General features: G+C 65.8%; 21 protein-coding genes. 10 read left to right on the top strand and 11 right to left on the bottom strand.

Translation table 11 applies throughout. The features are described from left to right. The first annotated feature begins 50 nt into the window (after positions 1-50). A complete protein-coding gene (locus ACM0O9_RS18640) occupies positions 51-1,259 on the top strand; it encodes an acetyl-CoA C-acyltransferase (RefSeq protein WP_005409292.1) in 1,209 nt (402 codons plus the stop codon). Positions 1,260-1,736: 477 nt separating this feature from the next. On the opposite strand, the gene galU is transcribed toward ACM0O9_RS18640, so the two are convergent. The 8 genes from galU to cmk form a co-directional block, all read right to left on the bottom strand. Then, on the bottom strand, positions 1,737-2,615 hold the full coding sequence (gene galU, locus ACM0O9_RS18635; protein ID WP_032954121.1) for a UTP--glucose-1-phosphate uridylyltransferase GalU: 879 nt from the start codon (positions 2,613-2,615) through the stop codon (positions 1,737-1,739). After that, positions 2,612-4,525 carry a polysaccharide biosynthesis protein gene (locus ACM0O9_RS18630; protein WP_032954120.1) on the bottom strand — a complete coding sequence of 638 codons (1,914 nt, stop codon included), beginning with the start codon at positions 4,523-4,525 and terminating at the stop codon, positions 2,612-2,614. The genes galU and ACM0O9_RS18630 overlap by 4 nt, the downstream gene beginning before the upstream one ends. Positions 4,526-4,528: 3 nt before the next feature. Continuing rightward, positions 4,529-5,518 (bottom strand): MraY family glycosyltransferase, encoded by a 990-nt coding sequence (locus ACM0O9_RS18625; protein ID WP_032954119.1) that lies wholly within the window; start codon positions 5,516-5,518, stop codon positions 4,529-4,531. Between the two features lie 3 nt (positions 5,519-5,521). Then, positions 5,522-6,700, bottom strand: coding sequence for a lipopolysaccharide assembly protein LapB (gene lapB / locus ACM0O9_RS18620; RefSeq protein ID WP_005416232.1), 1,179 nt, complete (start codon positions 6,698-6,700; stop codon positions 5,522-5,524). Between the two features lie 6 nt (positions 6,701-6,706). After that, on the bottom strand, positions 6,707-6,991 hold the full coding sequence (locus tag ACM0O9_RS18615) for a LapA family protein (protein ID WP_061477908.1): 285 nt from the start codon (positions 6,989-6,991) through the stop codon (positions 6,707-6,709). 77 nt (positions 6,992-7,068) lie between these two features. Beyond that, complete coding sequence (locus tag ACM0O9_RS18610; protein ID WP_005409286.1) at positions 7,069-7,374, bottom strand: integration host factor subunit beta; 306 nt, start codon at positions 7,372-7,374, stop codon at positions 7,069-7,071. 87 nt (positions 7,375-7,461) lie between these two features. Beyond that, positions 7,462-9,147 carry a 30S ribosomal protein S1 gene (rpsA, locus tag ACM0O9_RS18605; protein WP_005416230.1) on the bottom strand — a complete coding sequence of 562 codons (1,686 nt, stop codon included), beginning with the start codon at positions 9,145-9,147 and terminating at the stop codon, positions 7,462-7,464. A 198-nt stretch (positions 9,148-9,345) separates the two neighbouring features. Next, complete coding sequence (gene cmk / locus ACM0O9_RS18600) at positions 9,346-10,023, bottom strand: (d)CMP kinase (RefSeq protein ID WP_049411481.1); 678 nt, start codon at positions 10,021-10,023, stop codon at positions 9,346-9,348. Between the two features lie 197 nt (positions 10,024-10,220). Between cmk and ykgO the strand changes: the two genes are divergently transcribed. From ykgO to ACM0O9_RS18565, 7 genes are all read left to right on the top strand, one after another. Then, the gene (gene ykgO, locus ACM0O9_RS18595; RefSeq protein WP_005409283.1) at positions 10,221-10,346 is read left to right on the top strand and encodes a type B 50S ribosomal protein L36; all 126 of its coding nucleotides are present in this window, start codon (positions 10,221-10,223) and stop codon (positions 10,344-10,346) included. A gap of 175 nt (positions 10,347-10,521) precedes the next feature. Next, entirely contained in the window at positions 10,522-10,821 is a 300-nt protein-coding gene (locus ACM0O9_RS18590; RefSeq protein WP_227837998.1) for a hypothetical protein, read from the top strand. Positions 10,822-10,860: 39 nt separating this feature from the next. Then, positions 10,861-11,898: an agmatine deiminase family protein gene (locus ACM0O9_RS18585; RefSeq protein ID WP_414604110.1), complete on the top strand. Its 1,038-nt coding sequence runs from the start codon at positions 10,861-10,863 to the stop codon at positions 11,896-11,898. A 161-nt stretch (positions 11,899-12,059) separates the two neighbouring features. Continuing rightward, complete coding sequence (locus ACM0O9_RS18580; RefSeq protein WP_005416226.1) at positions 12,060-12,947, top strand: carbon-nitrogen hydrolase; 888 nt, start codon at positions 12,060-12,062, stop codon at positions 12,945-12,947. 14 nt (positions 12,948-12,961) lie between these two features. After that, the gene (locus tag ACM0O9_RS18575) at positions 12,962-13,492 is read left to right on the top strand and encodes a GNAT family N-acetyltransferase (RefSeq protein WP_005416225.1); all 531 of its coding nucleotides are present in this window, start codon (positions 12,962-12,964) and stop codon (positions 13,490-13,492) included. Positions 13,493-13,496: 4 nt separating this feature from the next. Next, on the top strand, positions 13,497-14,717 hold the full coding sequence (locus ACM0O9_RS18570) for a TraB/GumN family protein (RefSeq protein ID WP_088496762.1): 1,221 nt from the start codon (positions 13,497-13,499) through the stop codon (positions 14,715-14,717). 49 nt (positions 14,718-14,766) lie between these two features. Next, positions 14,767-15,612, top strand: a complete 846-nt coding sequence (locus ACM0O9_RS18565) for a phytanoyl-CoA dioxygenase family protein (protein WP_414604109.1) — start codon at positions 14,767-14,769, stop codon at positions 15,610-15,612. Between the two features lie 72 nt (positions 15,613-15,684). Here ACM0O9_RS18565 and ACM0O9_RS18560 read toward each other — a convergent pair whose 3' ends face one another. Genes ACM0O9_RS18560 through ACM0O9_RS18550 form a run of 3 tightly spaced genes read right to left on the bottom strand, consistent with a single transcriptional unit; the run spans position 15,685 to position 23,431 of the window. After that, positions 15,685-18,771 carry an efflux RND transporter permease subunit gene (locus ACM0O9_RS18560; protein WP_065185171.1) on the bottom strand — a complete coding sequence of 1,029 codons (3,087 nt, stop codon included), beginning with the start codon at positions 18,769-18,771 and terminating at the stop codon, positions 15,685-15,687. Further along, complete coding sequence (locus tag ACM0O9_RS18555) at positions 18,768-22,289, bottom strand: efflux RND transporter permease subunit (RefSeq protein ID WP_065185172.1); 3,522 nt, start codon at positions 22,287-22,289, stop codon at positions 18,768-18,770. The genes ACM0O9_RS18560 and ACM0O9_RS18555 overlap by 4 nt, the downstream gene beginning before the upstream one ends. Next, on the bottom strand, positions 22,286-23,431 hold the full coding sequence (locus ACM0O9_RS18550) for an efflux RND transporter periplasmic adaptor subunit (RefSeq protein WP_005416220.1): 1,146 nt from the start codon (positions 23,429-23,431) through the stop codon (positions 22,286-22,288). Before ACM0O9_RS18550 ends, ACM0O9_RS18555 begins: the two co-directional genes overlap by 4 nt. A 205-nt stretch (positions 23,432-23,636) precedes the next feature. Here ACM0O9_RS18550 and ACM0O9_RS18545 point away from each other — a divergent pair, with 205 nt between their 5' ends. Together ACM0O9_RS18545 and ACM0O9_RS18540 are read left to right on the top strand one after the other, a co-directional pair. Beyond that, positions 23,637-24,020 (top strand): c-type cytochrome, encoded by a 384-nt coding sequence (locus tag ACM0O9_RS18545; protein WP_005416219.1) that lies wholly within the window; start codon positions 23,637-23,639, stop codon positions 24,018-24,020. Positions 24,021-24,029: 9 nt separating this feature from the next. Then, on the top strand, positions 24,030-24,491 hold the full coding sequence (locus ACM0O9_RS18540; RefSeq protein WP_005416218.1) for a c-type cytochrome: 462 nt from the start codon (positions 24,030-24,032) through the stop codon (positions 24,489-24,491). Positions 24,492-24,546 lie beyond the last annotated feature (55 nt).

Here is a 24,546-nt window from a genome sequence, read left to right as displayed (position 1 = left end):
CGGCCGCTGGCCGGCAACCTCTTCCAACCCCTATTCAAGAGATCATTGCAATGACCAAGCAAATCCAGGACGCCTACATCGTCGCCGCCACCCGTACCCCGGTGGGCAAGGCGCCCAAGGGCATGTTCCGCAACACCCGCCCCGACGACATGCTTGCGCACGTGCTGCGCAGCGTCGTCGCCCAGGCCCCGGGCGTGGACGTCAACCGCATCGATGACGCCATCATCGGCTGCGCCATGCCGGAAGCCGAGCAGGGCATGAACGTGGCGCGCATCGGCGTGCTGCTGGCCGGCCTGCCGAACACCATCGCCGCGCAGACCGTGAACCGCTTCTGCTCCTCCGGCCTGCAGGCCGTGGCGCAGGCCGCCGATGCGATCCGCCTGGGCAACGCCGACCTGATGCTGGCCGGCGGTACCGAGTCGATGTCGATGGTGCCGATGATGGGCAACAAGATCGCCATGGCACCGAGCGTGTTCGACAACGACCACGTCGCCATCGCCTACGGCATGGGCATCACCGCCGAGAAGGTGGCCGAAGAGTGGAAGGTCTCGCGCGAAGACCAGGACGCGTTCGCCCTGGCCTCGCACCAGAAGGCCATGGCCGCGATCCAGAACGGCGAGTTCAAGGACGAAATCAGCCCGTACGAGATCGTCTCGCACCTGCCGGACCTGGCCGACGGCCAGCGCATCATCACCCGCAACAAGATCGCCGACACCGACGAGGGCCCGCGCCCGGACTCCTCCGCTGAAGGCCTGGCCAAGCTGCGCCCGGTGTTCCGCAACGGCCAGTTCGGCGGCACCGTCACCGCCGGCAACTCGTCGCAGATGAGCGATGGCGCCGGTGCCGTGCTGCTGGCCTCGGAGCAGGCGATCAAGGACTACGGCCTGACCCCGCTGGCCCGTTTCGTCAGCTTCTCGGTGGCCGGCGTGCGCCCGGAAGTGATGGGCATCGGCCCGATCGCCGCGATCCCGAAGGCCCTGAAGCAGGCCGGCCTGACCCAGGACCAGCTGGACTGGATTGAACTGAACGAAGCCTTCGCCGCGCAGTCGCTGGCAGTGATCCGCGATTGCGGCCTGGACCCGAGCAAGGTCAACCCGCTGGGCGGCGCGATCGCCCTGGGCCATCCGCTGGGCGCGACCGGCGCGATCCGTACCGCGACCCTGCTGCACGGCCTGCGTCGTCGCCAGCAGAAGTACGGCATGGTGACGATGTGCATCGGCACCGGCATGGGTGCGGCGGGTATTTTCGAGGCGCTGTAAGGTTCAAAGCGTTGCCGGCTGATTGTTGGTTGGCTGTGGGGCCCGGGTGGGTGAGGCTGCCCGGGACACGCCGTAAACCCGTCCCTGGGGGCGTGGCAGCGGCATCCATGCCGCTGACAGTCCCGGTCAGCCTCACCCACCCGCGCCACCCGGCATTGCGCTCGGCGGAAGGGTGAGCAAAGGCAAGGCAAGAGCCGGGGTCAGAGCCCTTTGCTGCGCACGGGGATCTGACCCCAACAAGCAAAAAAGGCAGCCATTGGCTGCCTTTTTTGCTTTGCTTCTGCCTTTGATTCCGCCCTTCCCGTCCGCGCCCGCAGGAAACTGTCGAGAGGCGCGGGCAGTCCGCTGCAGGACCGTTGGCGCCATGGATGGCGCCATCGAGCCCCCAGGGATGGGTTTACGGCGTGTCCTGCAGCGGACTGCCCGCGCCTCCCCCACTTTGGCAGGAAGGCGCTGACGGAGCGCTTGATAGAACCCTTATTCCGCCAGCATCGCCGCAAGCTTCTCCCGCGCCGGGCCGGCCAGCTTCGGGTTGTCCAGCGCGAAGCGGATCGTCGCCTCCACCAGACCCAGGTGCGTACCGCAGTCGAAGCGGGTACCCTCGAAACGATAGGCATCGACTTCTTCGGTCTTCAGCAGCTCGGCAATCGCATCGGTCAGCTGGATCTCGCCGCCGGCACCGGTCTGGGTCTGTTCCAGCAGTTCGAAGATCTTCGGGCTCAGCACGTAGCGGCCGACCACCGCCAGGTCACTCGGCGCGTCCTCCGGCTTCGGCTTCTCGACGATCTGCGAAATGCGGCCCTTGCGGCCATCGAACGCCTCAGTGGCGACGATGCCGTAGCTGGCGGTCTTTTCGTGCGGCACGTCTTCGACCGCGATCACGCTGGCACCGCTGGCCTCATTGAGGTCGGCCATCTGCTTCAGCGCACCGGCACCGCGATTCCAGATCAGATCGTCGGGCAGCAGCACCGCGAACGGCTCGTCACCGATCACAGCCTTGGCACACAGCACTGCGTGCCCCAGGCCCAGCGCCTCGGCCTGGGTCACGAAGATCGCGCGCACGCCGTTGGGCAGCACATGCCGGATCAGCTCCAGCTGCTCCTGCTTGCCGGCGCGCTCGAGCTTCTGCTCCAGCTCGTAGGCCTTGTCGAAATAATCGGCAACCGCGTGCTTGTAGCGGTTGGTGATGAACACCAGCGTGTCGCAGCCGGCTTCGATGGCTTCATCAACGGCGTACTGGATCAGCGGCCGATCAATGATCGGCAGCATCTCCTTCGGCACAGTCTTGGTTGCTGGCAAAAAACGCGTTCCCAGTCCTGCCACCGGGAAAACTGCCTTGCGAATTCGCTTGCTCATTGGTGCCTGTTCGCCTCACGTGCCGGAAAGGGCACGACTTTAGCGGATGAAATGTAAGCATCCTGTTCGATTGGCGAGAATTCCGGCATCGTCGCAAACAGGATTTCCTGGATGCTGGCAGTGTCGTAGCTGGCAATCGCCTCACGCAGGCGCGGAACGTTGCCCAGCACCAGGTCGCGCGAGAACGTACGCACGCCGGCCTCGAGAATCTTCGGGTGCGCGGTCGAACGGTAGTCTTCGTCCGAATAGAACAGCGTCTCGTGCAGCTTCTCGCCCGGGCGCAGGCCGGTATAGATGATCTGGATGTCCTTGTACGGCTGCTTGCCGGTCAAACGGATCATCTGTTCGGCCAGCACGCGGATCGGCACCGGCTCGCCCATGTCCAGAGTGTAGATCGCACCATGCGACGCCGACGCGGCCGCCTGCAGGATCAGCTGGCAGGCCTCGGGGATGGTCATGAAGTAACGGCTGACTTCCGGGTCGGTGACCGTGACCGGACCACCGCGCAGGATCTGCTCGCGGAACAGCGGCACCACGCTGCCGGCCGACGCCAGCACGTTGCCGAAACGCACCGTGACGAAACGGGTGTGCGTGGACTTCTGGTCCAGGCTCTGGCAGATCATCTCGGCGTAGCGCTTGCTCGCACCCAGCGCATTGACCGGGTCGACCGCCTTGTCCGTGGAAATGAACACGAAATGCTCCACGCGGGCTTCCAGGCACGCGCGGGCGACGTTTTCGGTCGCCAGGATGTTGTTGCGCACCGCTTCGCGCAGCTGGCGCTCCAGCACCGGCACGTGCTTGTAGGCGGCCGCATGGAAAGCGGTATCGACCGGGTGCAGCGACAACGCATGGCGAATCACCGCCGGGTCACCGCAGTCGCCCAGCACCGCCTCGATCTCGACATCGGGGAAGCTGCGCCGCAGCTCGCCCTCGATGGTCAGCAGCAGCAGCTCGCTGATCTCCAGCAGGATGATGCGACCTGCACCGTGCCGCGCGCACTGGCGACAAAGCTCCGAGCCGATCGAACCACCGGCGCCGGTGACCATCACAGTGCGCCCACCCAACCAGCCGCGGATCAGGTTCCAGTCCGGCATGATCGGCTTGCGGCCCAGCAGATCCTCGATCGCCACTTCCTTCAGCTGGCCCGGCAGCGACTGGCCCTGCAGGATGTCGCTGAGCTTGGGCACGGTACGGAACGGAACGCCGGTGCTTTCGCAGATCGCGACAACGCGCTGCATGCCTGCGGCGTCCAGTGACGGCATGGCAATGACCAGCAGCTTGGCAGCGGTCTCGCGGACCACTGTCGGGGCGTCATCCAGGGTGCCGAGGATCGGCAGGCCCTGCAGCTTGGCACCCCGCAGGTGCGGTGCATCGTCGAGCAGGCCGACCGGCTCGAAGTTGCCGGAACGACGCAGGTCGCGCACCAGTGTTTCCGCCGCCTGGCCGGCGCCAAGGATCAGCACGCGGCGGGCGCTGGAATCGGACTGCAGGGCCTGATAGTCCTTCCAGGCCCGGTACAGCAGGCGCGGTGCGCCCAGCAGGGCCGACAGCGCGAACGGGTAGATCACCAGCACCGACATCGGCACGCCGTCGAAGCGCTTCCACATCAGCACCAGGACGATGGCGACCATGCCGATGAAGCTGGCCTTGAAGATGTTCAGCAGGTCGCTGACGCTGGCGAACCGCCACAGCCCGCGATACAGGCCCACGCGCCAGAACACCAGGCCCTGCAGCAGCAGGACCAGGGTGGTATCGACGTTCCACAGGGGCAGCGCCGGAGCGTTGGGCAGGATCGAGTAACGCCCTGCATGGAGCAACTGCCAGCATGCCCAGACCATGAAAAGGTCGTGGCAGACGATGGCCGAACGCGGCATCAGGCCGAGGATTCTGTCCCGCCAGGGTGAAGCCATAAGTCAGGTATTTCCTTGTCGGTAGCGCATTCCATTGCGCAGGAGGAGCCAGAGGACGCTCAGCGCGGTGAACCACGCGATCGCCACGGCAGCCTCCCACCTCGGCTGCAAATTGGAGCAGACATTGAACACTGTAATACTGAACAGGCCCAAAGCAAAGTACATCCCTGTCACCTGGGGGTGACTGGCTCCTGCCTGCACCGCGCGCTGGTAGACGTGCTGGGTGTGGGGTTCCATCCAGCGTTGTCCTGAAATGATGCGCGCCAGCAGTGTGAAGCCCGCGTCCACGAGGAACGGCGAAACCGGGACCAGCAGCAGGATCCAGTTGATATCGGTACGCACGCTGGCGAGTGCCAGCACCGCTGCGACCGCATACCCCAGCGCTCCACTACCGACATCGCCCATGAAGATCCGGGCCCGAGGAAAGTTGAACGGCAGGAATCCAAGGCAGGCCAGGCCCAGGGCCACGGCAGCCAGCGAGTACGGCCACGGCAGCACCGGCGCCAGCCCCAGCATCGCCACGACGGCCTGGCTGGCGGCAATGCCGTTGATGCCGTCCATGAAATTCCAGATGTTGATCAGTGAGGCGGTGAACAGCAGCACCAGCGCCGCCAACAGCCAGCTGCCGCCATTCACCTTCACCAGGCCGGCCAGCAGCGTCGCGGCGATGAAATGCACCAGCAGGCGACGCATCGCTGGCAGGGGCTTGTGGTCGTCCCACCAGCCGATACCGGCCACCAGCACCAGCCCAAGGCTGGCCACCAGTACTGTCGGCGTGCTCTCGGGCCAGGCCCAGATGGCCACGGCTGCAGTCACCAGCAGGCTGATGACGATGGCGATGCCGCCACCGCGCGGTGTAGCGACGCTATGGCTGCGGCGTTCGCCGGGCTGGTCCATCAACTGCTGGCGCAGCGCATAGCCGCGTGCCGCCCAGGTCAGCACCGCACTCAGCAGGGCGAGCGCCAGCAGCGCGCCCATCACAAGCCAGGGCATGGATCAGAGCACCGCGTAGTTCAGCAGCGGCTTGACCGTCCCCCACTCCTTGCAGCTCGGACACTGCCAGTGGTGGGTACGCGCCCCGAAGCCGCAGCGGGTGCAGCGATAGGCCGGGTTGCGCACCAGCAACTGGTCAGTGATGTGCTTGAGGTCATGCAGGGTGGCTGTGGAATCGGCGCCCTCGGCCAGGGTGAGGTCGATCAGCGCGGACTCGCCACGCACCGACGGGCGATCCTTCAGCTGGCGGCCGAGGTAGGCACGCGCCGGGGCCACGCCTTCCTGCTCTTCCATCAACCGGGTCAGCGCAAGCACCGGGGCAATGCCTCGGTAATGCTCTGTCATCTCCGACAGGAACGCGCGCGCACCTGCCAGATCGCCCACCTTGCGATAGTTCTGCATCAGCGCCGGCAGCAGTTCCGGCAGGTATTCGGGGTCGTTGCGCGCGGCGCGCTCGAAGGCGCGCACGGCGGCCTCAGGATTGCCCGCGTCGGTTTCCAACCGGCCCTCGATGATGCCGGCGCGCACCGACATCGCATCGGCCTGGTAGGCGCGGGCGATCGCTGCCCTCGCCTCTTCCAGCTTGCCGGCGCCACGGAATCGCTCGGCCAGTTCGCACTCGAACTGCCCGATCAGCTTGCCCATCGGCTCGCCGGTGACATCCTCGAACCGGGTGGCGTTGTCGATGGCCTTTTCCCAATCGCGCTCGGCCTGGTAGATGCCGATCAGGTGCTTGAGCGCCTGCGGTGCGCGCTGATCCAGCTGGGCCAGCTCGGTGAACACGGTCTCGGCACGATCCAGCAGGCCGGACTTCATGTAGTCCTCGCCCAGGGCCAGCAGGGCCTGCACGCGCTGTGCGTCACTCAGGTCATGGCGATTGACCAGGCCCTGGTGCAGGCGGATGGCGCGGTCGACTTCGCCACGACGGCGGAACAGATGACCCAGCGCGACCTGGGTCTCGAAGGTTTCCTTGTCCAGCTCGGCGATGTGCAGGAACAGCTCGATGGCCTTGTCCGGCTGCTCGTTGAGCAGGTAGTTCAGGCCACGGAAATAGGTGCTCGACAGGCGGCTGACCTGGCTGTCACCGTGGCGTTGGCCACCACGCCGCCCGATCACCCACCCGGCCAGTGCGGCCAGCGGTACGAACAGGAAGAACCAGAACCACTCGGTGACGAAATCCATCTTCGATCAACGTCCATCAAAAGATTGGGGGGAAGCAACCGGTGCCGGCGAAGCGGCAGCGGACTTGTTGGCGCGACGCAGCTGGCCGTAGAGCGGAATGACCACGCTCACCAGCACCAGGCCAGCACCGACGATGACGCCGATCAGCAATGCGGCAATGATTGCCACGCCGACCGAGGTCTTCAGTTGGGTGAAAACAAGGTTGATAGTCATCTCGTCCATGTTCATGGCACCGATGATCAACCCAAGAATGAGTACCGCCAGCAGGACCAGCAGACGAAAAACCTTCATGCGACAGCTCCAGTGGCAGGAGTCCGTAGCTTATCCGACTCGCGGCTGGATTCGCACGCGGTGGCGCGACGGCAGGCTCAGGCCGGATCGGCGTCCAGCGGCAGCACACTGCTGACCCGCTCGCGCAGTTCCTTGCCCGGCTTGAAATGGGGGACATGCTTGCCCGGCAGGGCAACCGATTCGCCGGTCTTCGGGTTGCGACCCAGGCGCGGCGGACGATAGTGCAGCGAGAAGCTGCCAAATCCACGGATTTCGATGCGATCCCCGGCGGACAGCGATCCGCCCATCATTTCCAGCAACGACTTCACCGCCAGATCGACATCATCGGCCTTCAGGTGCGCCTGGCGGCGCGCAAGGATTTCGATCAGTTCGGATTTGGTCATTACCGGCTCACATCAGGGGCATCTCAGCCTGAAACGGCCCGGGCAATGCCCGGGCCGTCCAGGAAACAACGAACAGCCTAAGGCCGATTACTCGGACTTGTTGCCGTTCAGCTGTGCACGCAGCAGCGCGCCCAGCTGGGTGGTGCCGCTGGAAGCCGAAGAGGACTGGTATTCCTCCAGCACTTCGCGCATTTCAGCGTCGTCCTTGGCCTTGATCGACAGCTGCAGGGTACGGCCCTTGCGGTCCATGCCCACGAACTTGGCTTCGACCTTGTCGCCGACCTTCAGGTGCTGGGTGGCGTCGTCAACGCGCTCGTTGGCGATGTCGCGGGCCGAGACGTAACCTTCGATGCCGTCAGCCAGCTCGATGATCGCGCCCTTGGCGTCGACTTCCTTCACCACGCCTTCGACCTTGGAACCCTTCGGATTGGCAGCCATGTACTGGCCGAACGGATCCTGCTCCAGCTGCTTCACGCCCAGGGAGATGCGCTCGCGCTCCGGATCGACGGCCAGGACGACGGCGTCCAGGGTATCGCCCTTCTTGAAGTTGCGAACGACGTCTTCGCCGGTGGTGTTCCAGCTGATGTCGGACAGGTGGACCAGGCCGTCGATGCCGCCGTCCAGGCCGATGAAGATGCCGAAGTCGGTGATCGACTTGATCTGGCCCGACACCTTGTCACCCTTCTTGTGGGTGGCAGCGAAGGTTTCCCACGGATTGGCGGCAACCTGCTTCATGCCCAGCGAGATGCGGCGACGCTCTTCATCGACGTCCAGCACCATCACTTCGACTTCATCACCCACCTGGACAACCTTGGACGGGTTGACGTTCTTGTTGGTCCAATCCATCTCGGAGACGTGCACCAGGCCTTCGACGCCCGGCTCGATCTCAACGAACGCACCGTAATCGGTGACGTTGGAGACCTTGCCGAAGACGCGGCTGTTGGCCGGGTAACGACGGCCGATGTTGTCCCACGGATCCTCGCCCAGCTGCTTCAGGCCCAGCGAAACGCGGTTGCGCTCGCGGTCGAACTTCAGCACGCGGACGTCCAGCTCGTCGCCGACGTTCACGACTTCCGACGGGTGACGCACGCGCTTCCACGCCATGTCGGTGATGTGCAGCAGGCCGTCGATACCGCCCAGGTCCACGAACGCGCCGTAATCGGTCAGGTTCTTGACGACACCCTTCAAGATCGCGCCTTCCTGCAGCTTGTCCATCAGCTGCTCGCGCTCTTCCGAGTGCTCGCTTTCGACGACAGCGCGGCGCGAGACCACGACGTTGTTACGCTTGCGGTCCAGCTTGATGAGCTTGAACTCGAGTTCCTTGCCTTCCAGGTAGGCCGGATCGCGCACCGGGCGCACATCGACCAGGGAACCCGGCAGGAAGGCGCGGACATCCTTGATGTCCACGGTGAAACCACCCTTGACCTTGCCGCTGATGCGGCCGGTGATGGTTTCGTTCTTTTCCAACGCTTCTTCCAGCTCGTCCCACACCATCGCGCGCTTGGCCTTCTCGCGCGACAGGACGGTTTCGCCGAAGCCGTTCTCGATCGAGTCGAGGGCGACCTTGACGATATCGCCTTCGGCGACGTCGATTTCGCCAGCGTCGTTACGGAACTGTTCGATCGGCACGATGCCTTCGGACTTCAGGCCAGCGTTGATCACCACGACGTCGCCGCGGACTTCAACAACGGTACCGCTGACGATGGCGCCCGGCTTCAGCTTGGCCAGGTTGGCCTGGCTGGCTTCAAACAGTTCGGCAAATGATTCGGTCATTAGATTTACTCTGTTGGACACATGGGTCGGTGGCGTCCCCTTCAGGGGAATGGCGACCGCCCGCCTGTTGGTCGACCCCGGAAACGCAGGTCGTGTGTAGTAGGAAAACCGCCACGCATCATTGCGCGACGGAGCGGGTACAGCACTGCTATGCGCGACCACCGCCGATGCTGCTGGCAGTGCTCCCGCGCGAACGGATCAGGCAGCCGGAACCGGAAGCAGATCCATCACTCGGGCAACGACATCATCGATGCCGATGCCTGTGGTGTCGATGAGGACAGCATCGTCTGCCGGCTTCAGGGGCGCCACGGTACGCTGAGCATCACGGGCGTCGCGGGCCATGATCTCGCGCAGGAGGTCATCAAAGTTAACAGAAACCCCCTTGTCTTTCAACTGCTTATGCCGGCGCTCGGCGCGCTCCTCGGCACTGGCGGTCAGGAAGACCTTGTAGGGGGCGTCCGGAAAGATCACCGTGCCCATGTCGCGGCCGTCGGCGACCAGGCCTGGCAGTTCCCTGAATGCGCGCTGGCGCTCCTTCAGGGCGGCCCGGACCTCCGGGATGGCGGCAATGGCCGAGGCCAGCGCCCCGGTGGTCTCCAGGCGCAGCTCGTCGGTGGCATCGGTGCCGTTGACCATGACCCGCATCGCATCGCCCTGCTCGACAAACTGAACGTGGGTGTCAAAGGTGCAGCGCACCAGCGCGGAGGCGTCGGAGGTGTCGATGTCGGCCCAGCTTGCGGCCACGCCCACCGCCCGGTACAGCGCGCCCGAATCCAGGTAATGCCAGCCCATCCTGCGCGCGATGATGCGGCTGATGGTACCCTTGCCGGCCCCGGATGGGCCGTCGATGGTCAGGACGGGAGCGAGTGGATTCATGGGGGTCCCAGAGCGTGTGAAGAGGCCATTCTAGCCCCTGCCAGACGCCCCCAGCGGGATCTTTTGTGCAACCACTTGAAACCATGAGGAAAAGCCCGGTAGAATGGCGGGCTTGAACGAGCGTCAACTGCCGATTGTCTTTCGCATATCGCGGCCACGCTCCACCCGAACAACTACTGTTTACGCCGAGGTATGCCATGAAAGTCCTGTCCTCCCTGAAGTCGGCGAAGGCCCGTCACCGTGACTGCAAGGTCGTGCGTCGTCGTGGCAAGATCTTCGTCATCTGCAAGTCGAACCCGCGTTTCAAGGCGCGTCAGCGCTAAGCCTCACAGCCGTCCGGCTGCGGCTGGCCCTACGCGGGGCCGACCCGATGCAAGAAACCGCCTTCGGGCGGTTTTTTGTTTATGCGGCTTTTTCCTGCCGTTTTTGCTGTAATCGCCTTTCTTGACCACTGGGGAGTAGATCGAGATGAAGCGTTACCTGTCCGCCCTGGCCGTGATGGCCACCCTGGCCGCCGCCACACCGGCACTGGCCGATACCCTGCTTGTCGACCGTGCCCGCGAGAAGCCGGCCGGTGCGCTGCCCGTGCGCGGCCAGAGCATGCAGCAGGTGCAGGCGCAGTTCGGCGCGCCCAGCGAACAACTGCAGCCGCGTGGCGGGCAGAAGCGGCAATGGCCGACCATCAACCGCTGGGTGTACCCGCAGTTCACCGTCTACTTCGAGAAGCAGAAGGTGATCGACGTGGTGGCCAACCAGGCGGACCCGAACGAAATCGGCCCGAAACCACCGATCCGTTGATCCCTTTACCCGCCCTGGGCGGGCCTGTGTAGCGAGACCATGAACCAGACCCTTCGTTTTCCTGCCGAGTGGGAAGCCCAGAGCGGCGTCCTGATTGCCTGGCCTACCGCTGACACCGACTGGGCCGACCGCCTGGGCCAGGTGGAAGAGACCTACATCGCCCTGGTCGCGGCCATCACCCGCTTCCAGCCGGTGCTGATCTGCGTGGCCGACGACGATGTGGAGACCTATGCCGAAATGCGGCTGCGCTCCAACCGCATCGACATGGACAAGGTCCGCTTCACCACGGCCGCCTACGACGATACCTGGCTGCGCGACTCCGGCCCGATCACCCTGCGCCGCGCCGACGGCGGTTTCCAGCTGCTGGACTTCCGCTTCACTGGCTGGGGCGGCAAGTTCGACGCCACCCTGGATGACCAGCTGGTGGGTGTGCTCGACCAGGCTGGCGTGTTCAACGACGCCCCGGTGCGCAGCATTCCGTTCGCGTTGGAAGGCGGTGGCATCGAAACCGACGGCGAAGGCACCCTGCTGACCACCTGGAAGTGCCTGCACGAACGCCACCCGGACCGCGACCGCGCCAGCCTGAGCGCCGACCTGGCCGACTGGCTGCAGCAGGACCGCGTGCTGTGGCTGGACCACGGCTACCTGGAAGGCGACGACACCGACGCCCACATCGATACCCTCGCCCGCTTCGCCTCCGCTGACAGCATCGTCTATCAGGCCTGCGACGACGAAAGCGATTCGCACTACGCCGAGCTGCAGGCGATGGGCAACGAGCTGGCCGCGCTGCGCACCAAGGACGGCCAGCCGTATCGCCTGTTCCCGCTGCCGTGGGCGCGGCCGGTGATCGACGAAGGCCGCCGTCTTGCTGCGTCGTACGCCAACTACCTGATCGTCAACGGCGCGGTGCTGATGCCGGCCTATGGCGACCCGGCCGACGACCTGGCCCGTGATGTGCTGGCCCAGGCGCATCCGGGTCGCGAGATCGTGCAGGTGCCTTGCCGCTCGCTGATCTGGCAGAACGGCAGCCTGCACTGCATCACCATGCAGCTGCCGGCCGGGTTGTTGAAGGTCTGAGAAAAGGGAGTGCCGGCCGCTGGCCGGCAACCAGGCAATGCCTGACGGATTGATGGGGATGCCGGCCAGCGGCCGGCACTACCATCACCCATTCAGCGCGCAACACGCCGTCGCCGCCCATCCGCGCTAACATGCAGGTTTTCCCCCGCAGGAACGCCCGCATGAACTCGCGCAGCCCCCTTACCGTCGCCCTGATCCAGGAGCGCAACCACGGTGATGCCGCCGCCAACCTGGCGGTGATCGAAGCACGCGTGGCCGAGGCGGCTGCGCAGGGTGCCAAGCTGGTGCTGCTGCAGGAACTGCACAACGGCCCGTATTTCTGCCAGCACGAATCGGTGGACGAATTCGACCTGGCCGAATCCATTCCGGGCCCGAGCACCGAGCGCCTGGGCGCACTGGCGAAGAAGCATGGCGTGGTGCTGGTCGGCTCGCTGTTCGAGCGCCGCGCTGCCGGCCTGTACCACAACACCGCCGTGGTGTTCGAGAAGGACGGCAGCCTGCTCGGCAAGTACCGCAAGATGCACATCCCGGACGACCCGGGCTTCTACGAGAAGTTCTACTTCACCCCGGGCGACATCGGCTTCAAGCCGATCGATACGTCGGTGGGTCGCCTTGGCGTGCTGGTGTGCTGGGACCAGTGGTACCCGGAAGCGGCGCGCCTGATGGCGCTGGCCGGCGCCGAGCTGCTGCTGTACCCGACCGCGATCGGCTGGGACCCGGACGACGTGCAGGACGAGAAGACCCGCCAGCGCGACGCCTGGGTGCTGAGCCACCGTGGCCACGCCGTGGCCAACGGCCTGCCGGTGCTGAGCTGCAACCGCGTCGGCCACGAGGCGTCGCCGCTGGGCGCGTCGGGCATCCAGTTCTGGGGCAACAGCCACGTGCTCGGCCCGCAGGGCGAGTTCCTGGCCGAGGCCGGCACCGAGGCCACCGTGCTGCTGTGCGACGTCGACCTGCAGCGCAGCGAGCATGTGCGCCGCATCTGGCCGTTCCTGCGTGATCGCCGCATCGATGCATACGGCGACCTGCTCAAGCGCTACATCGACTGAGCCGGAGCCCGCGCATGGCCGTCCTCATCCGTGATGCCGGCCCGGCCGACATCGACGCGATCACCGCCATCTACGCGGTGGAAGTGACCGATTTCGTCAACACCTACGAGTACGACATCCCGGACGCGACCGAGATGCTGCGCCGCATGCGCGACATCATTGATCGTGGCTTCCCCTACCTGGTCGCCGAGATCGACGGCCAGGTGGCTGGCTATGCCTATGCCAACACCTATCGCACCCGCATTGCCTACCAGTGGACCGTGGAGAACTCGGTCTACGTCGATGCCGCGTTCCAGGGCAAGGGTGTCGGCACCGGCCTGCTGCAGGCCTTGATCGACGCCTGCGTGGCACGTGGCTACCGGCAGATGGTGGCGGTGATCGGCGAACCGACCAACACCGCCTCGATCAAGCTGCACGAACGCTTCGGCTTCGAGCTGGTGGGCGTGTTCCGTGGCCTCGGCCGCAAGCATGGCCGCTGGCTGGACACCGTACAGATGCAGCGCGCGCTCGGCGATGGCGCCGACACCGCACCCTCCAATGAATGAACCCATGACCGAAACCCTTCCCGAGACCGGCGACGACCTGTTCGCCGGCCAGCCGGTGCGCGTCGTCGAACGCGACGGCGTGCGCTACACCCTGCTGGGCACCGCCCACGTCTCCCGCGCCAGCGTCGAGGCCGTTGAAAAAGCCATCGACAGCGGCCGCTTCGATGCCGTTGCCGTCGAGCTGGACCCGCAGCGCCTGCAGGCGCTGAGCGACCCTGACACGCTCGCCAAGCTCGACCTGGTCGAGGTGATCCGCAAGGGCCGCGTCGCCCTGTTCGCCGCCAACCTCGCTCTGTCCGCCTATCAGCGCCGCCTGGCCGAGCAACTCGACATCGAGCCCGGCGCCGAGCTGAAACGTGCGGTGGAACTCGCCCGCGAACGCAACCTGCCGGTGCACCTGATCGACCGCGAGGTCGGCCTGACCTTCCGCCGCGCGTCGCAACGGCTGGGCTTCTTCGGCAAGCTGAAGCTGGTTGCCGGCCTCGGCGCCGGCCTGTTCTCGTCCGAGGAAGTGGGCGAGAACGAGATCGAGAAGCTCAAGCAGGGCGACATGCTGGAATCGAGCTTCGGTGAGTTCGCCAGCGAGAGCCCGGCGCTGTACGAAACCATCATCGGCGAGCGCGACCGCTACATGGCCACCCGCCTGCGCGAAGAACACGACCCGCACCAGCGCGAAGTGCTGGCAGTGGTCGGAGCCGGCCACCTGGCGGGTCTGGCACGCCACCTGGAAACCGACACCGAGGCACCGGCGCCGCTGCGCGCCGAGCTGGAGGCGGTGCCGAAGAAGCGCAACATCCCGTGGTTCACGCTGGGCATCCTGGCGATCGTGGCGACCGGCATCGGCGTAGGCTTCTACCGCGGCGGCCTGGGCGTAGGCACCGAGCTGCTGGCAACCTGGGCAATGTATACCGGCGGCCTGGCCGGCCTGGGTTGCCTGCTGGCCGGTGGTCACCCGCTGAGCATCCTCACCGCGATCGCGGTAGCCCCGTTCAAGCCGTTCCGCCTGAGCATCCCGACCGGCGCCTTCTCGGCACTGGTGGAAGCGCGTGTGCGCAAGCCAGCCTACGAGGACTTCCTGAAGCTGCGCGACGATGCGCAGAGCCTGAAGGGCTGGTACCGCAATCGCGTTACCCGCGTGGTGCTGACCTTCATGCTGACCAACATCGGCAGCATGCTTGGCCTGTGGCTGACCACCTTCAAGGTGTGGGGCAAGGTGGCGGGATGACGTCCCAGCGCTCGTGCCTATACTCAGCGTTTTAGGAAGGAACACTCCAATGGATGCATACGATGCGCTGATGCGCGATGGTTTCGTGGTGGTGCGCCAGGCCATCGCACCCGCGCTGGTCCAGGACATCAACGCGCGCATCGCGCGCTTCAAGCAGCGCAATCCAAAGGCGGTGTCGCGCAACCTGGACGAACACAAGCGCATGTATCGGGTCGTCAACCTGCACCTGGCGGTGGATGCGATGACCCGCCTGCTCACTGACAACCCGGCCATCGACGTCTGCGATCGTTTCCTCGGCGAACCGACCACGCTCTACACCAGCCTCTACTACGAGCGCGGATCGGAACAGGCTTTGCATCGCGATACGCCAGTGTTCTGCACCTCTCCGGGCGAGCGCTACATGGGAGTGTGGACCGCACTGGATGCGGTTGATGAAAGCAATGGCCCCCTTCGCGTGGTTCCGGGCAGCCACCTGTTGCCGCCGATTGACGTGCAGGCGCTGCGACGCACTGTCTTCGGCGACGGCCCGATCAGCGCCATGTCGCCGGAAGGCTGGACCGCCTATCAGGATGCGGTGGCGCGTCAATGCGAAGACGCTGGCCTGAAGCCGCAGTCGGTGCACGTGCAGCCTGGCGATGTGATCGTCTGGCACCCGCAGCTGTTCCACGGCGGCGCGCCACATCCCTCTGCCGGAACGCGTCGCAGCGTGGTCATGCACGTAACGCCGAAGTCGATGCCGGTGGGCCACATGGATGTTTTCTACGGGCAAACTCCTCCGCTGTCCAAAGCACCGTGGCGCTATTACCGGCGTGGCCAGCGTGAGATCGCACGGTTCGGGCAGGTGGATTTCGGTCACGAGTACACGCGCCGGACCTGGTTCCTGCGCAAGGCCTGACCCAAGCCGAAAAAAGGGGGAGGCCGCCCCACTACGACCGGCCTCCCCCACACCACAACACGTTGACGTGCATTACAGCCGGGCAGCGCCCGGCTCTACCATCTCCACTCCACGCGCGCGACGGATCAGCCGCGTCACGGCATTGCGCAGGTCATCGAGCACCGCGTAGATCGTCGGCAGGAACAGCAGGCTGACCACGGTCGAGAACGCCAGGCCGCCGGCAATCGCGCGCGCCATCGGCGAATACTCCGGGCCATTGCCGAACATCTGCGTGTCGGTCAGCGAGATCGGCACCATCGCCAGGATCGCCGTGCCCATGGTCATCATGATCGGGCGCAGGCGTTCGCGTGAGCCTTCCACCAGCGCCTGGGTACGGCCCATGCCGCTGCGCCGCAGGTTGTTGATGTGCTCGATCATCACGATGCCGTTGTTCACCACCACGCCCATCAGCACCAGGATGCCAATGAAGGACATGATCCCGAACGAGGTGCCGGTGATCCAGAACAGCCAGAACACGCCGAAGATCGAGAACAGCACGCCACTCATGATTGCCGCCGGGAACAGCAGCGACTCGAACACCGCCGCCATCACCACGTAGATCATCACCAGCGCGATCAGCAGGTTGAACACCATCTGCTGCATGGCTTCATCATCGTTGCCGTAGTCGCCGCCATCGAAGGTGAAGCCGTAGCCGGCCGGGAAGTTCATCGGCTTGAGCACGGCCTCTATCGCCTTGCGCCCGTCCGGTGCGGTGACCTTCCCGGCCAGGTTGGCCTTGATGGTCAATGTCGTCTGACGATTGGTACGGCCGATCTGGGTGGCCGACGAACCAACGTCCACGGTGACCAGGCTCAGCAGCGGCACGCTGCGGCCATCGCCGGTACGCACGCTGAAACCGGCCAGGTCTTCCGGGCTGCTCTGCTCGGCGCCGGCAAAGCGCACCCACACCGGCACTTCATTGTCACCGCGACGGAACTCGCGCATCGGTGCGCCGCGCAGCGCCAGGCCGACGAAGCTGGCCACCTGTTCGGCGTTGAAACCGAACGCTGCGGCACGCTCACGGTCGACGCGTACCTTCAGCTCGCCGCCCTTCTCGCCGTTGTCGATGCGCACGTCCCGCAGTTCGGCACGCTGCGCCAGCAACGGCACCACTTCCTGGCCGATCTCCTGCAGCATCGAGCTGGAATCGCCCACCAGCTGCACCTGCACGCCCTGGTTGCCGCCACCCCCGCCATCGCCGCCCTGGTTGCCGACGAAATAGTCGGTGCGGGCGGACTTCGGCAGGCCCTTGCGCAACTCTTCCTGCAGCGCCTTGATGTCCTTGGCGTACTTCTCGTCCAGGGTGACCACCGTGGAGCTGCCTTCCTGCTCGCTGTACCAGGAGTACACCTGCTTCACGTGCAGGCGCTCGCGGTTCTGGTCGATCCAGCTCTCCACGCGCGCCACTTCCTCGGACATCTGCCGGTAGGTGTAGGCGCCCTTCCACATGTAGCCGATGAAGATGTCCTTGCCGCCCTCGCCACCGAACATGTCGACCTTGGTCAGCTTCATCGGCACCAGGCTGACCAGCACCACCAGCAGGATGCCGAGCAGGCTCCAACCGCGGTGATGCAGTGACCAGTCCAGCAGCTGTGCATAGCGCCGTTGCAGGCGCGCGATCAGGCCGGTCTGCGAGTGCACCAGCTTGGGTGTGGCCATGCGTGCGGACAGCATCGGAATCAGGCTGACCGCGACCAGCCACGAGGCCAGCAGCGAGACCGAGATGGTGATCGCGATCTGCGCCATGAAGATGCTGATGTTGTTGGTCTCGCCGAACAGGTTCGGCACGAACACGATGCAGTGGCACAGCGTACCGGCGCTGAGCGCGATGGCCACGTTGCGGGTGCCGATGATCGAGGCCAGCCGTGGCTGCCCCGGCATGCGCTCGCGCTCCTGGTAGATGCTCTCCACCACCACCACGGCGTTGTCGACCAGCATGCCCACGGCCAGCAGCAGGCCCATCATGGTCAGGATGTTCAGCGTCACCCCGACGAAGTACATGAAGCCCAGGGTGATGGTGAAGCAGATCGGAATGGCCAGGGTCACCATCAGCGTCGACGGCCAATGGCGCAGGAAGAAGAACAGCACCGTCACCGACAGGATCAGGCCGACCGCACCGGCTTCGGCCAGCTCCAGCAGCGACGAGGTCACCGCCTTTCCCTGGTTGTCGATCACCTTGATCTGCACGTCGCGCATCGACGGCTGCGCGCGGATCGCCTCGACTTCGGCCAGCGCCGCACGCGAGACGTCCACCAGGTTGGCACTGCGCTCCTTGAAGATGTCCAGGCCCACCGCCGGGTTGCCGTCCAGGCGGCGCCCGTAGTTCATCCGCGCCGGCTTCAGGCGCACGTCGGCGATATCGCCCAGGCGCAGGCCCTTGGCGTTGATCACCAGGTCGCGCATCTCCTGCAGGTCGGTGATCTCGCCCACCGGCTGCACGCGCACGCGCTGGCCGTTGTCGTCGATCTGACCGGCCGAGATCGAGAAGTTCAGCGTGCGCAGGCGCTCGCTCAGCTCGTTGATGCTCAACCCATGCGCGTTGAGCCGGTTCGGATCGATGGCGATCTCCACCTCGTTCGGCGGTGCACCGGTGATGTCGACGCGGGCCACACCGGGAATACGCTCGATGCGCCGCTTGAACTCACGGTCGAGCATGTCATAGGCAGTGGTCAGGTCGGTGGTGCTGGCCAGCCGCACCTTCAGTACCGGCTGGTCACTGCTGGACCACTTGAACACGTTGTAGCGCTGCAGGTCGTCGGGCAGGTCGCTGCGGATCGCATCGATACGCTCGCGCGCGTCGGACGCGGCAATGGCGATGTCGCGGTCCCAGTCGCTGAACTCGATGTAGATCAGCGCCGCCTCGGAGGTGGCCGATGAGCGCATGCGCTTGATGCCGGTCATCGTCGCCAGCGACTCCTCGACCGGGCGGATGATGGTCCGCTCCACTTCCTCGGGCGTCGAACCGGTGTATGGGATCTGCACGAACAGGAACGGCGCGGAGATGTCCGGCAGCGCCTCCAACGGCAGCCGGAACGAAGCGATCAGGCCGATCACCACCAGCGACACGAAGCACATGATGGTGGTGACCGGGCGGCGGATGGAGAACTCGGCAACGCTCATGCCGGCTCCTCCACACCTGCCGTGCCGCCCTCGTCGCCATGCAGGCCTTCACCGGCATGCTTGCGGCCGCGCTCACGGTAATAGGCGTCGCCGCGACGATCCATCAGGTCGTACACCACCGGGATCACCAGCAGCGTCAGCAGCGTCGACACCAGCAGGCCACCGATCACGGTGATCGCCATCGGTGCACGCACTTCGGCGCCCTCGCCCATGGCCACCGCCAGCGGCAGGAAGCCGAACAGCGTGCATAGCGTGGTCATGATGATCGGGCGCAGGCGCGAGCGCGCACCTTCCACCAGCGCCTCATGCTTGGCCACGCCGGCTTCGCGCAGCTGGTTGACCTTGTCGATCAGGATGATCGCGTTCTTGGTGACCAGGCCGACCAGCAGGATCAAGCCGATGAACACCACCACCGAGATGGGCTTGCCGGTCAGCATCAGCGCCAGGATCGCGCCGACCAGCGCCAGCGGGATGGTGAACAGGATCACGAACGGGTGCAGCAGCGACTCGAACTGCGAGGCCATCACCAGGTAGACCAGGAAGATCGCCAAACCAAAGGCGAAGATCAGCGACTTCGCCGCCTGCGCCAGCTCCTCGCCCTGGCCACCGATGTGCAGGCCAACGCCCGCACCCAGCGGCTGCTCGGCCACCATCTGCTGCACTTCGCGCATGGCTGCGCCGAGGTCGATGTCGCGCAGGTTGGCCGATACCACCGCCACCCGGGTCTGGTCGGCACGATGGATCTCGCTGGGGCCGGTGGTGGCGACCACGTCGGCCACCGCGTCCAGGGTGACCGGGCGGGTGCTGCCCGGATTGACGATCAGCCGGCGGATGCTCTCGACGCTGGCGCGGTCACCTTCCTGGGCACGCACCAGCACGTCGATCTTGCGATCACGGAAGCTGTAGCGGGTGGCGACGTCGCCGCGCACCTTCTTCACCACCACGTCGGCGATCTGGCGGGTGGTCAGGCCCAGCGCACCCGCGCGCTCCTGGTCGAAGCGGATCTGGATTTCCGGGAAGCCCTCTTCCACCGTCGACTTCACGTCGGCGTAGTGCGCATTGCCGCGCAGCATCGCCGCCAAGCGCTGGCCGGCCACTTCCAGGGTCGCCATGTCCTGCCCGCGCAGTTCGATTTCCAACGGCGTGGAGAAGCTGAACAACGCCGGCCTCGCGAAGTCGACCTGGGCGCCCGGGTGCTGGCTCATGGTGCCGCGCAGGCGTTCGGTGATTGCCGCTTCAGTGCGCGCGTTGCCACCGCCTTCCATCACCACAGTCAGCTTGCCGATGTTCTCGCCGCTTTCGGTCGGACTGGCATCCAGCCGGGTGCCGCTGCCACTGACGCCATACAGCGAGGCCACGCCCTCCCCCTTGCCGTGCGCCAGCTGCAGCTCGCGCACCAGCGCATCGGTCTGCTTCAGCGGCGTGCCGGCCGGCAGCTTCACCGTCATTTCGAACCGGTCCTGCGCCAGCTGCGGAATCAGGTCCGCGCCAAGCATCGGTACCAGCGCCATGGTCGCCACGAAGATGATGGCTGCCACGCCCAGCACCTTGCCGGGATGCGCCAGCGCACTCGGCAGCAGGCGCAGGTAGCCTCGCTCGGCGCCTGCATAGGGCTTCATCGCCAGGTCGCTGGCCTTGCGCATCACCGGGCCGACCACTGCCACCACGCCACGCCACACGCGCACGACAAGCCACGCCAGCGCATAGAAGCTCCAGCGCACGCTGGCAACCACGCCACGGCGGCCCAGCGCGACCGGCTTCTGCCAGCGCTTCTGCGGCTGCCACGCTTCGTTCGGCGCCTCTTCCGGGAACGCCAGCGGTGGCCGCCCCTTCAGCGAGCTCAGCATCGGGATCAGGGTCATCGACACCAGCAGCGAGATCGCGATGGCGATCGCCACGGTCAGCGCCTGGTCGCGGAACAGCTGTCCGGCAATCCCGTCGACGAACACCAGCGGCAGGAACACGGCGATGGTGGTCAGGGTTGAGGCAACCACCGCCATGCTCACTTCGCGGGTACCGGCAATGGCCGCCTGCAGGATGCCCAGGCCACGCTCGCGGGCCTTGGCGATGCTCTCCAGCACCACGATCGAGTCATCCACCACCAGGCCGGTGGCCAAGGCCAGGCCGCCCAGCGACATCACGTTCAGGCTCAGGCCGAGCTGGCCCATGAAGAAGAACGTGGCGATGATCGATACAGGCAACGACAGGCTGATCACGAACGTGCTCCAGCCATCGCGCAGGAACAGGAAGATGATCAGGATTGCCAGCAGGCCACCAATCACCGCGTCCTTCTTGACGTCGGCGATGGCGTGCTCGATGAAGCGCGACTGGTCCTCGATGGTGGTCAACTCGACATCGGACGGGAACGTGCCCTTGATCTGCTCCAGGCGCTTGCGCAGCGCTTCGGCGGTGGACACGGTGTTGGCGTCGCCTTCCTTGTAGATGGCCAGCTCGACCGATTCCTTGCCGCCCAGGCGGATGATCGCTTCACGCTCCTTGTAGCCCTGCCGCACCGTGGCCACGTCCTTCAGGCGTACCGGCACGCCATTGGCAACCACGCTGGAGCCACCACCGGACGATGCGCTCTGTGCCGCCGACGCGGCGGCGATGGCTGCAGCCGAACCAGTCGACGCGGCGATGTTGAACATCTGCTGCAACGCCGAGTCGGCTGCGCTGCCATTGGCGGCCTGGGTGGTCACCAGCAGGTTGCGGATTTCCTCGAGGTCAGCGAACTGGTTGACGGTACGCACCAGGAAGCGCTGGGAGCCCTCCTCCAGGCGGCCGCCGGAGATGTTGATGTTCTCGTCCTTGAGGCGCTTGATGACGGTGTCGATCGGCAGGTTCAGCTGCGCCAGCTTCTGCTGGTCGATGTCGACCTGGATCTCGTCTTCCAGGCCACCGCCCACCTTCACTGCTGCCACGCCGGTGACCGGCTCCAGCTTCTTCTTCAGGTCTTCATCGGCATAGCGGCGCAGGCCGGTCAGCTCGCGGACCGCATCGGCATCGCTGGTCGGCGCGACCTTGTTGGACAGCACCAGGCGCATGATCGGCTCGGTGGACGGATTGAAGCGCAGCAGCACCGGGGCCTTGGCCTCCAGTGGCAGGTTCAGCGCTTCCATCTTGTCGCGCACCTCCAGGCTGGCCTGGTCCATGTTGGTGCCCCAGGCGAACTCCAGCACCACATCGCTCTGGCCGGTGCGCGAGACCGACTTCAGCTTGCGCAGGTTCTTGACCACGCCCACCGCTTCTTCAACCGGCTGGGTGATCAGGGTTTCGATTTCGGTCGGCGCCGCACCGGTGTATTCGGTGCGCACGGTCAGCGTCGGGTAGCTCAGGTCGGGCAGCAGGTTGACCTTGAGGTTGCCGAGCGCGATCAGGCCGAACAGCAGCAGCGTGACCGTGCACATGGCGATGGTCACACGGCGACGCGTGGCGAATTCCACCAGGCCGCCGCGCATGCCGGCGGCGGCGCCGTCGCTCGCCGGCGAGGCACCGTGGTCGTGGCCCGGGGCAGTCATTGCTTGCTCCCGGCCTTGTCTGCGGGCTTGGCGGCCGCCGCGACCGCCTTCGCCTTCGGATCGGCGATCACCTGCACCGTGGTGCCGTCGCGCAGGGCGACCTTGCCGGCGGTGACCACCTGATCACCGGCCGCCAGGCCATCACGGATCTCCACCCACGGGCCCTCGGCGTAACCCAGCTTGACCGGAATGCGTGCGACCTTGCCTTCGCGCACGCGGAACACCGCAGGTTCACCGTCATCGAGCAACGCCAGGCGCGGCACCACCAGCGCATCGGCACGCTGGTCGTAATCGATGCGGATGCGGCCGAACATGCCGGGCTGCAGCGCGTGGGCGGCGCCATCGAAGGCACTGACCACGCGAAACGTGCCGCTGCCCGAGTCCACCACCGGCGCGATGCGGTCAACGGTGCCGGTGAAGCTCTGGCCCGGCAGTGCGTCGGCCGCCAGCGTCACCGGCTGGCCGGCACGCAGGGTGGCCAGCTCACGTTCGGGAACGTTGAGCGTGGCCTCCAGCCGCGAGTTGTCGACGATGCGGAAGATCGGTGTATTGATCTGCACGAAGTTGCCGGTCTTGATCGAGCGTGAGGCGATCACACCCGAGATCGGTGCCACGACCGTGGTGTAGGACAGCTCCAGCGTGGCCAGGCGGTACTGCGCACGGACGTTCTCCAGGTCGTAGCGCAGCTGGTCGACATCGGCAGCGCTGACCATCTGCTGGCCGACCAGCTTCTGTGCGCGCTGGTAGTTGTTTTCCAGCTTTCGCATCTGCGCTTCGCTCTGCGCCACGGCCAGGCGCGCGCGGTCCGGGTCCAGCCGCACCAGCGGCTGGCCGGCGGTGACCCGCTGCCCTTCCTCGACCAGCACCGCCAAGGCCACGCCGGAGGTTTTGGCGACCACCTGCGACTCTGCACGTGGCTCCAGCGCCGCGGTGCCGGTGTAGCTGGCTGCGACCGCACGATGGCTGGCCACCGCCACTTCGACCGGGACTGCGTCGACCTTCTTCTCCTCCTTGGTCTCGGCAGCCTTGGCTTCGGAATTGGGCCCTGCGGCGCAACCGCCCAGCAGCAGGGAGGTGGAGATCAGCAGTGCGGCAGCGCAGATTCCGCTGCGACGGCCGGACAGGAAGGTTGGGTGCGACATCGTCAGGTCCCTGGAGGATGCGTGGACAGGTGTGGTAGCAAAGTAATGCACCACTTCACGGCAACACCATATCCCAAAGGTCATGGTGTCTTCACGCCGCTGGTCGGCCCGCCCCCATTTCAGCTAGATGAAACCTGAGGCTATACTCGGGTCGTTCCGTACCCCACGCCGGAACGACCAGACCCGAATCCCCGGAAACGACACCATGCGCCCGCAGCCGCTCGCCGCTTGTCTCGCTCTGGCCGTCCTCCTGCCCCTTGGGGCCGCCGCACAGCCCGCTCCCGCTCCTGCCACACCCACCCCGGCGCCTGCCGCCGCGCCGGCGCCTGCCACGCCCACCGGCAACTTCGACAATGGCCGTGTCCTGGCCTACACCTGCCAGGGGTGCCACGGCATCACCGGCTACAAGAACGCCTACCCCAGCTACCGGGTGCCGAAGATCGGCGGCCAGACCCAGCAGTACCTGGCCCAGGCCCTGACCGAGTACCGCCAGGGCAAGCGCCGGCATCCGACGATGCAGGCGCAGTCGATGAGTTTCAGCGAACAGGAGATCGCCGATCTCTCTGTTTACCTGTCCACCGTCAAGTAAGGCCCGCCCATGTCGAAAGCCGCGCATCCGATGCGTCACGCCATCGCCCTGTCCGTTGCCCTGCTGCTGGCGGCCTGTTCGCAGTCGCAGGTGGAAAACAGCGAGAAATCCGCCGCCGACCCGGGCCATGCCAGCGGCGAACACGGCTCTTCGTCCTCCGCCGGCCTGCCGGCAGGCCGCGAGGCCGCCGGTGAAGCCCGCGCCAAGGTGAAGGGCAAGGCCACCAACCAGAGCTGCATCGACTGCCACGGGGCCGATGGCAATGCGCCGATCGATCCGACCTATCCGAAGCTGGGTGGGCAGTACGGCGACTATCTGGCGCATGCGCTGCAGGCCTACCGCGCCGGCGACCGCCAGCATGCGCTGATGACGCCGCAGGCGAAGGACCTGAGCGATCAGGACATCGCCGATCTGGCCGCGTATTTCGGTAGCCGGCCGAGCCAGTTGCGGGATCTGCACGGGGTCAAATGACGGCCGGCCCCCGGTGGGTGCGGACCCTGGTCCGCACGGACCGTTGATTGGTGGG

The sequence above is a fragment of the Stenotrophomonas sp. FR012 genome (assembly GCF_047520565.2).
Classification (GTDB): Bacteria; Pseudomonadota; Gammaproteobacteria; order Xanthomonadales; family Xanthomonadaceae; genus Stenotrophomonas; species Stenotrophomonas sepilia.
The sequence above is the reverse complement of the archived record's forward strand: the minus strand, read 5'-3'. Positions and strand labels throughout refer to the sequence as shown.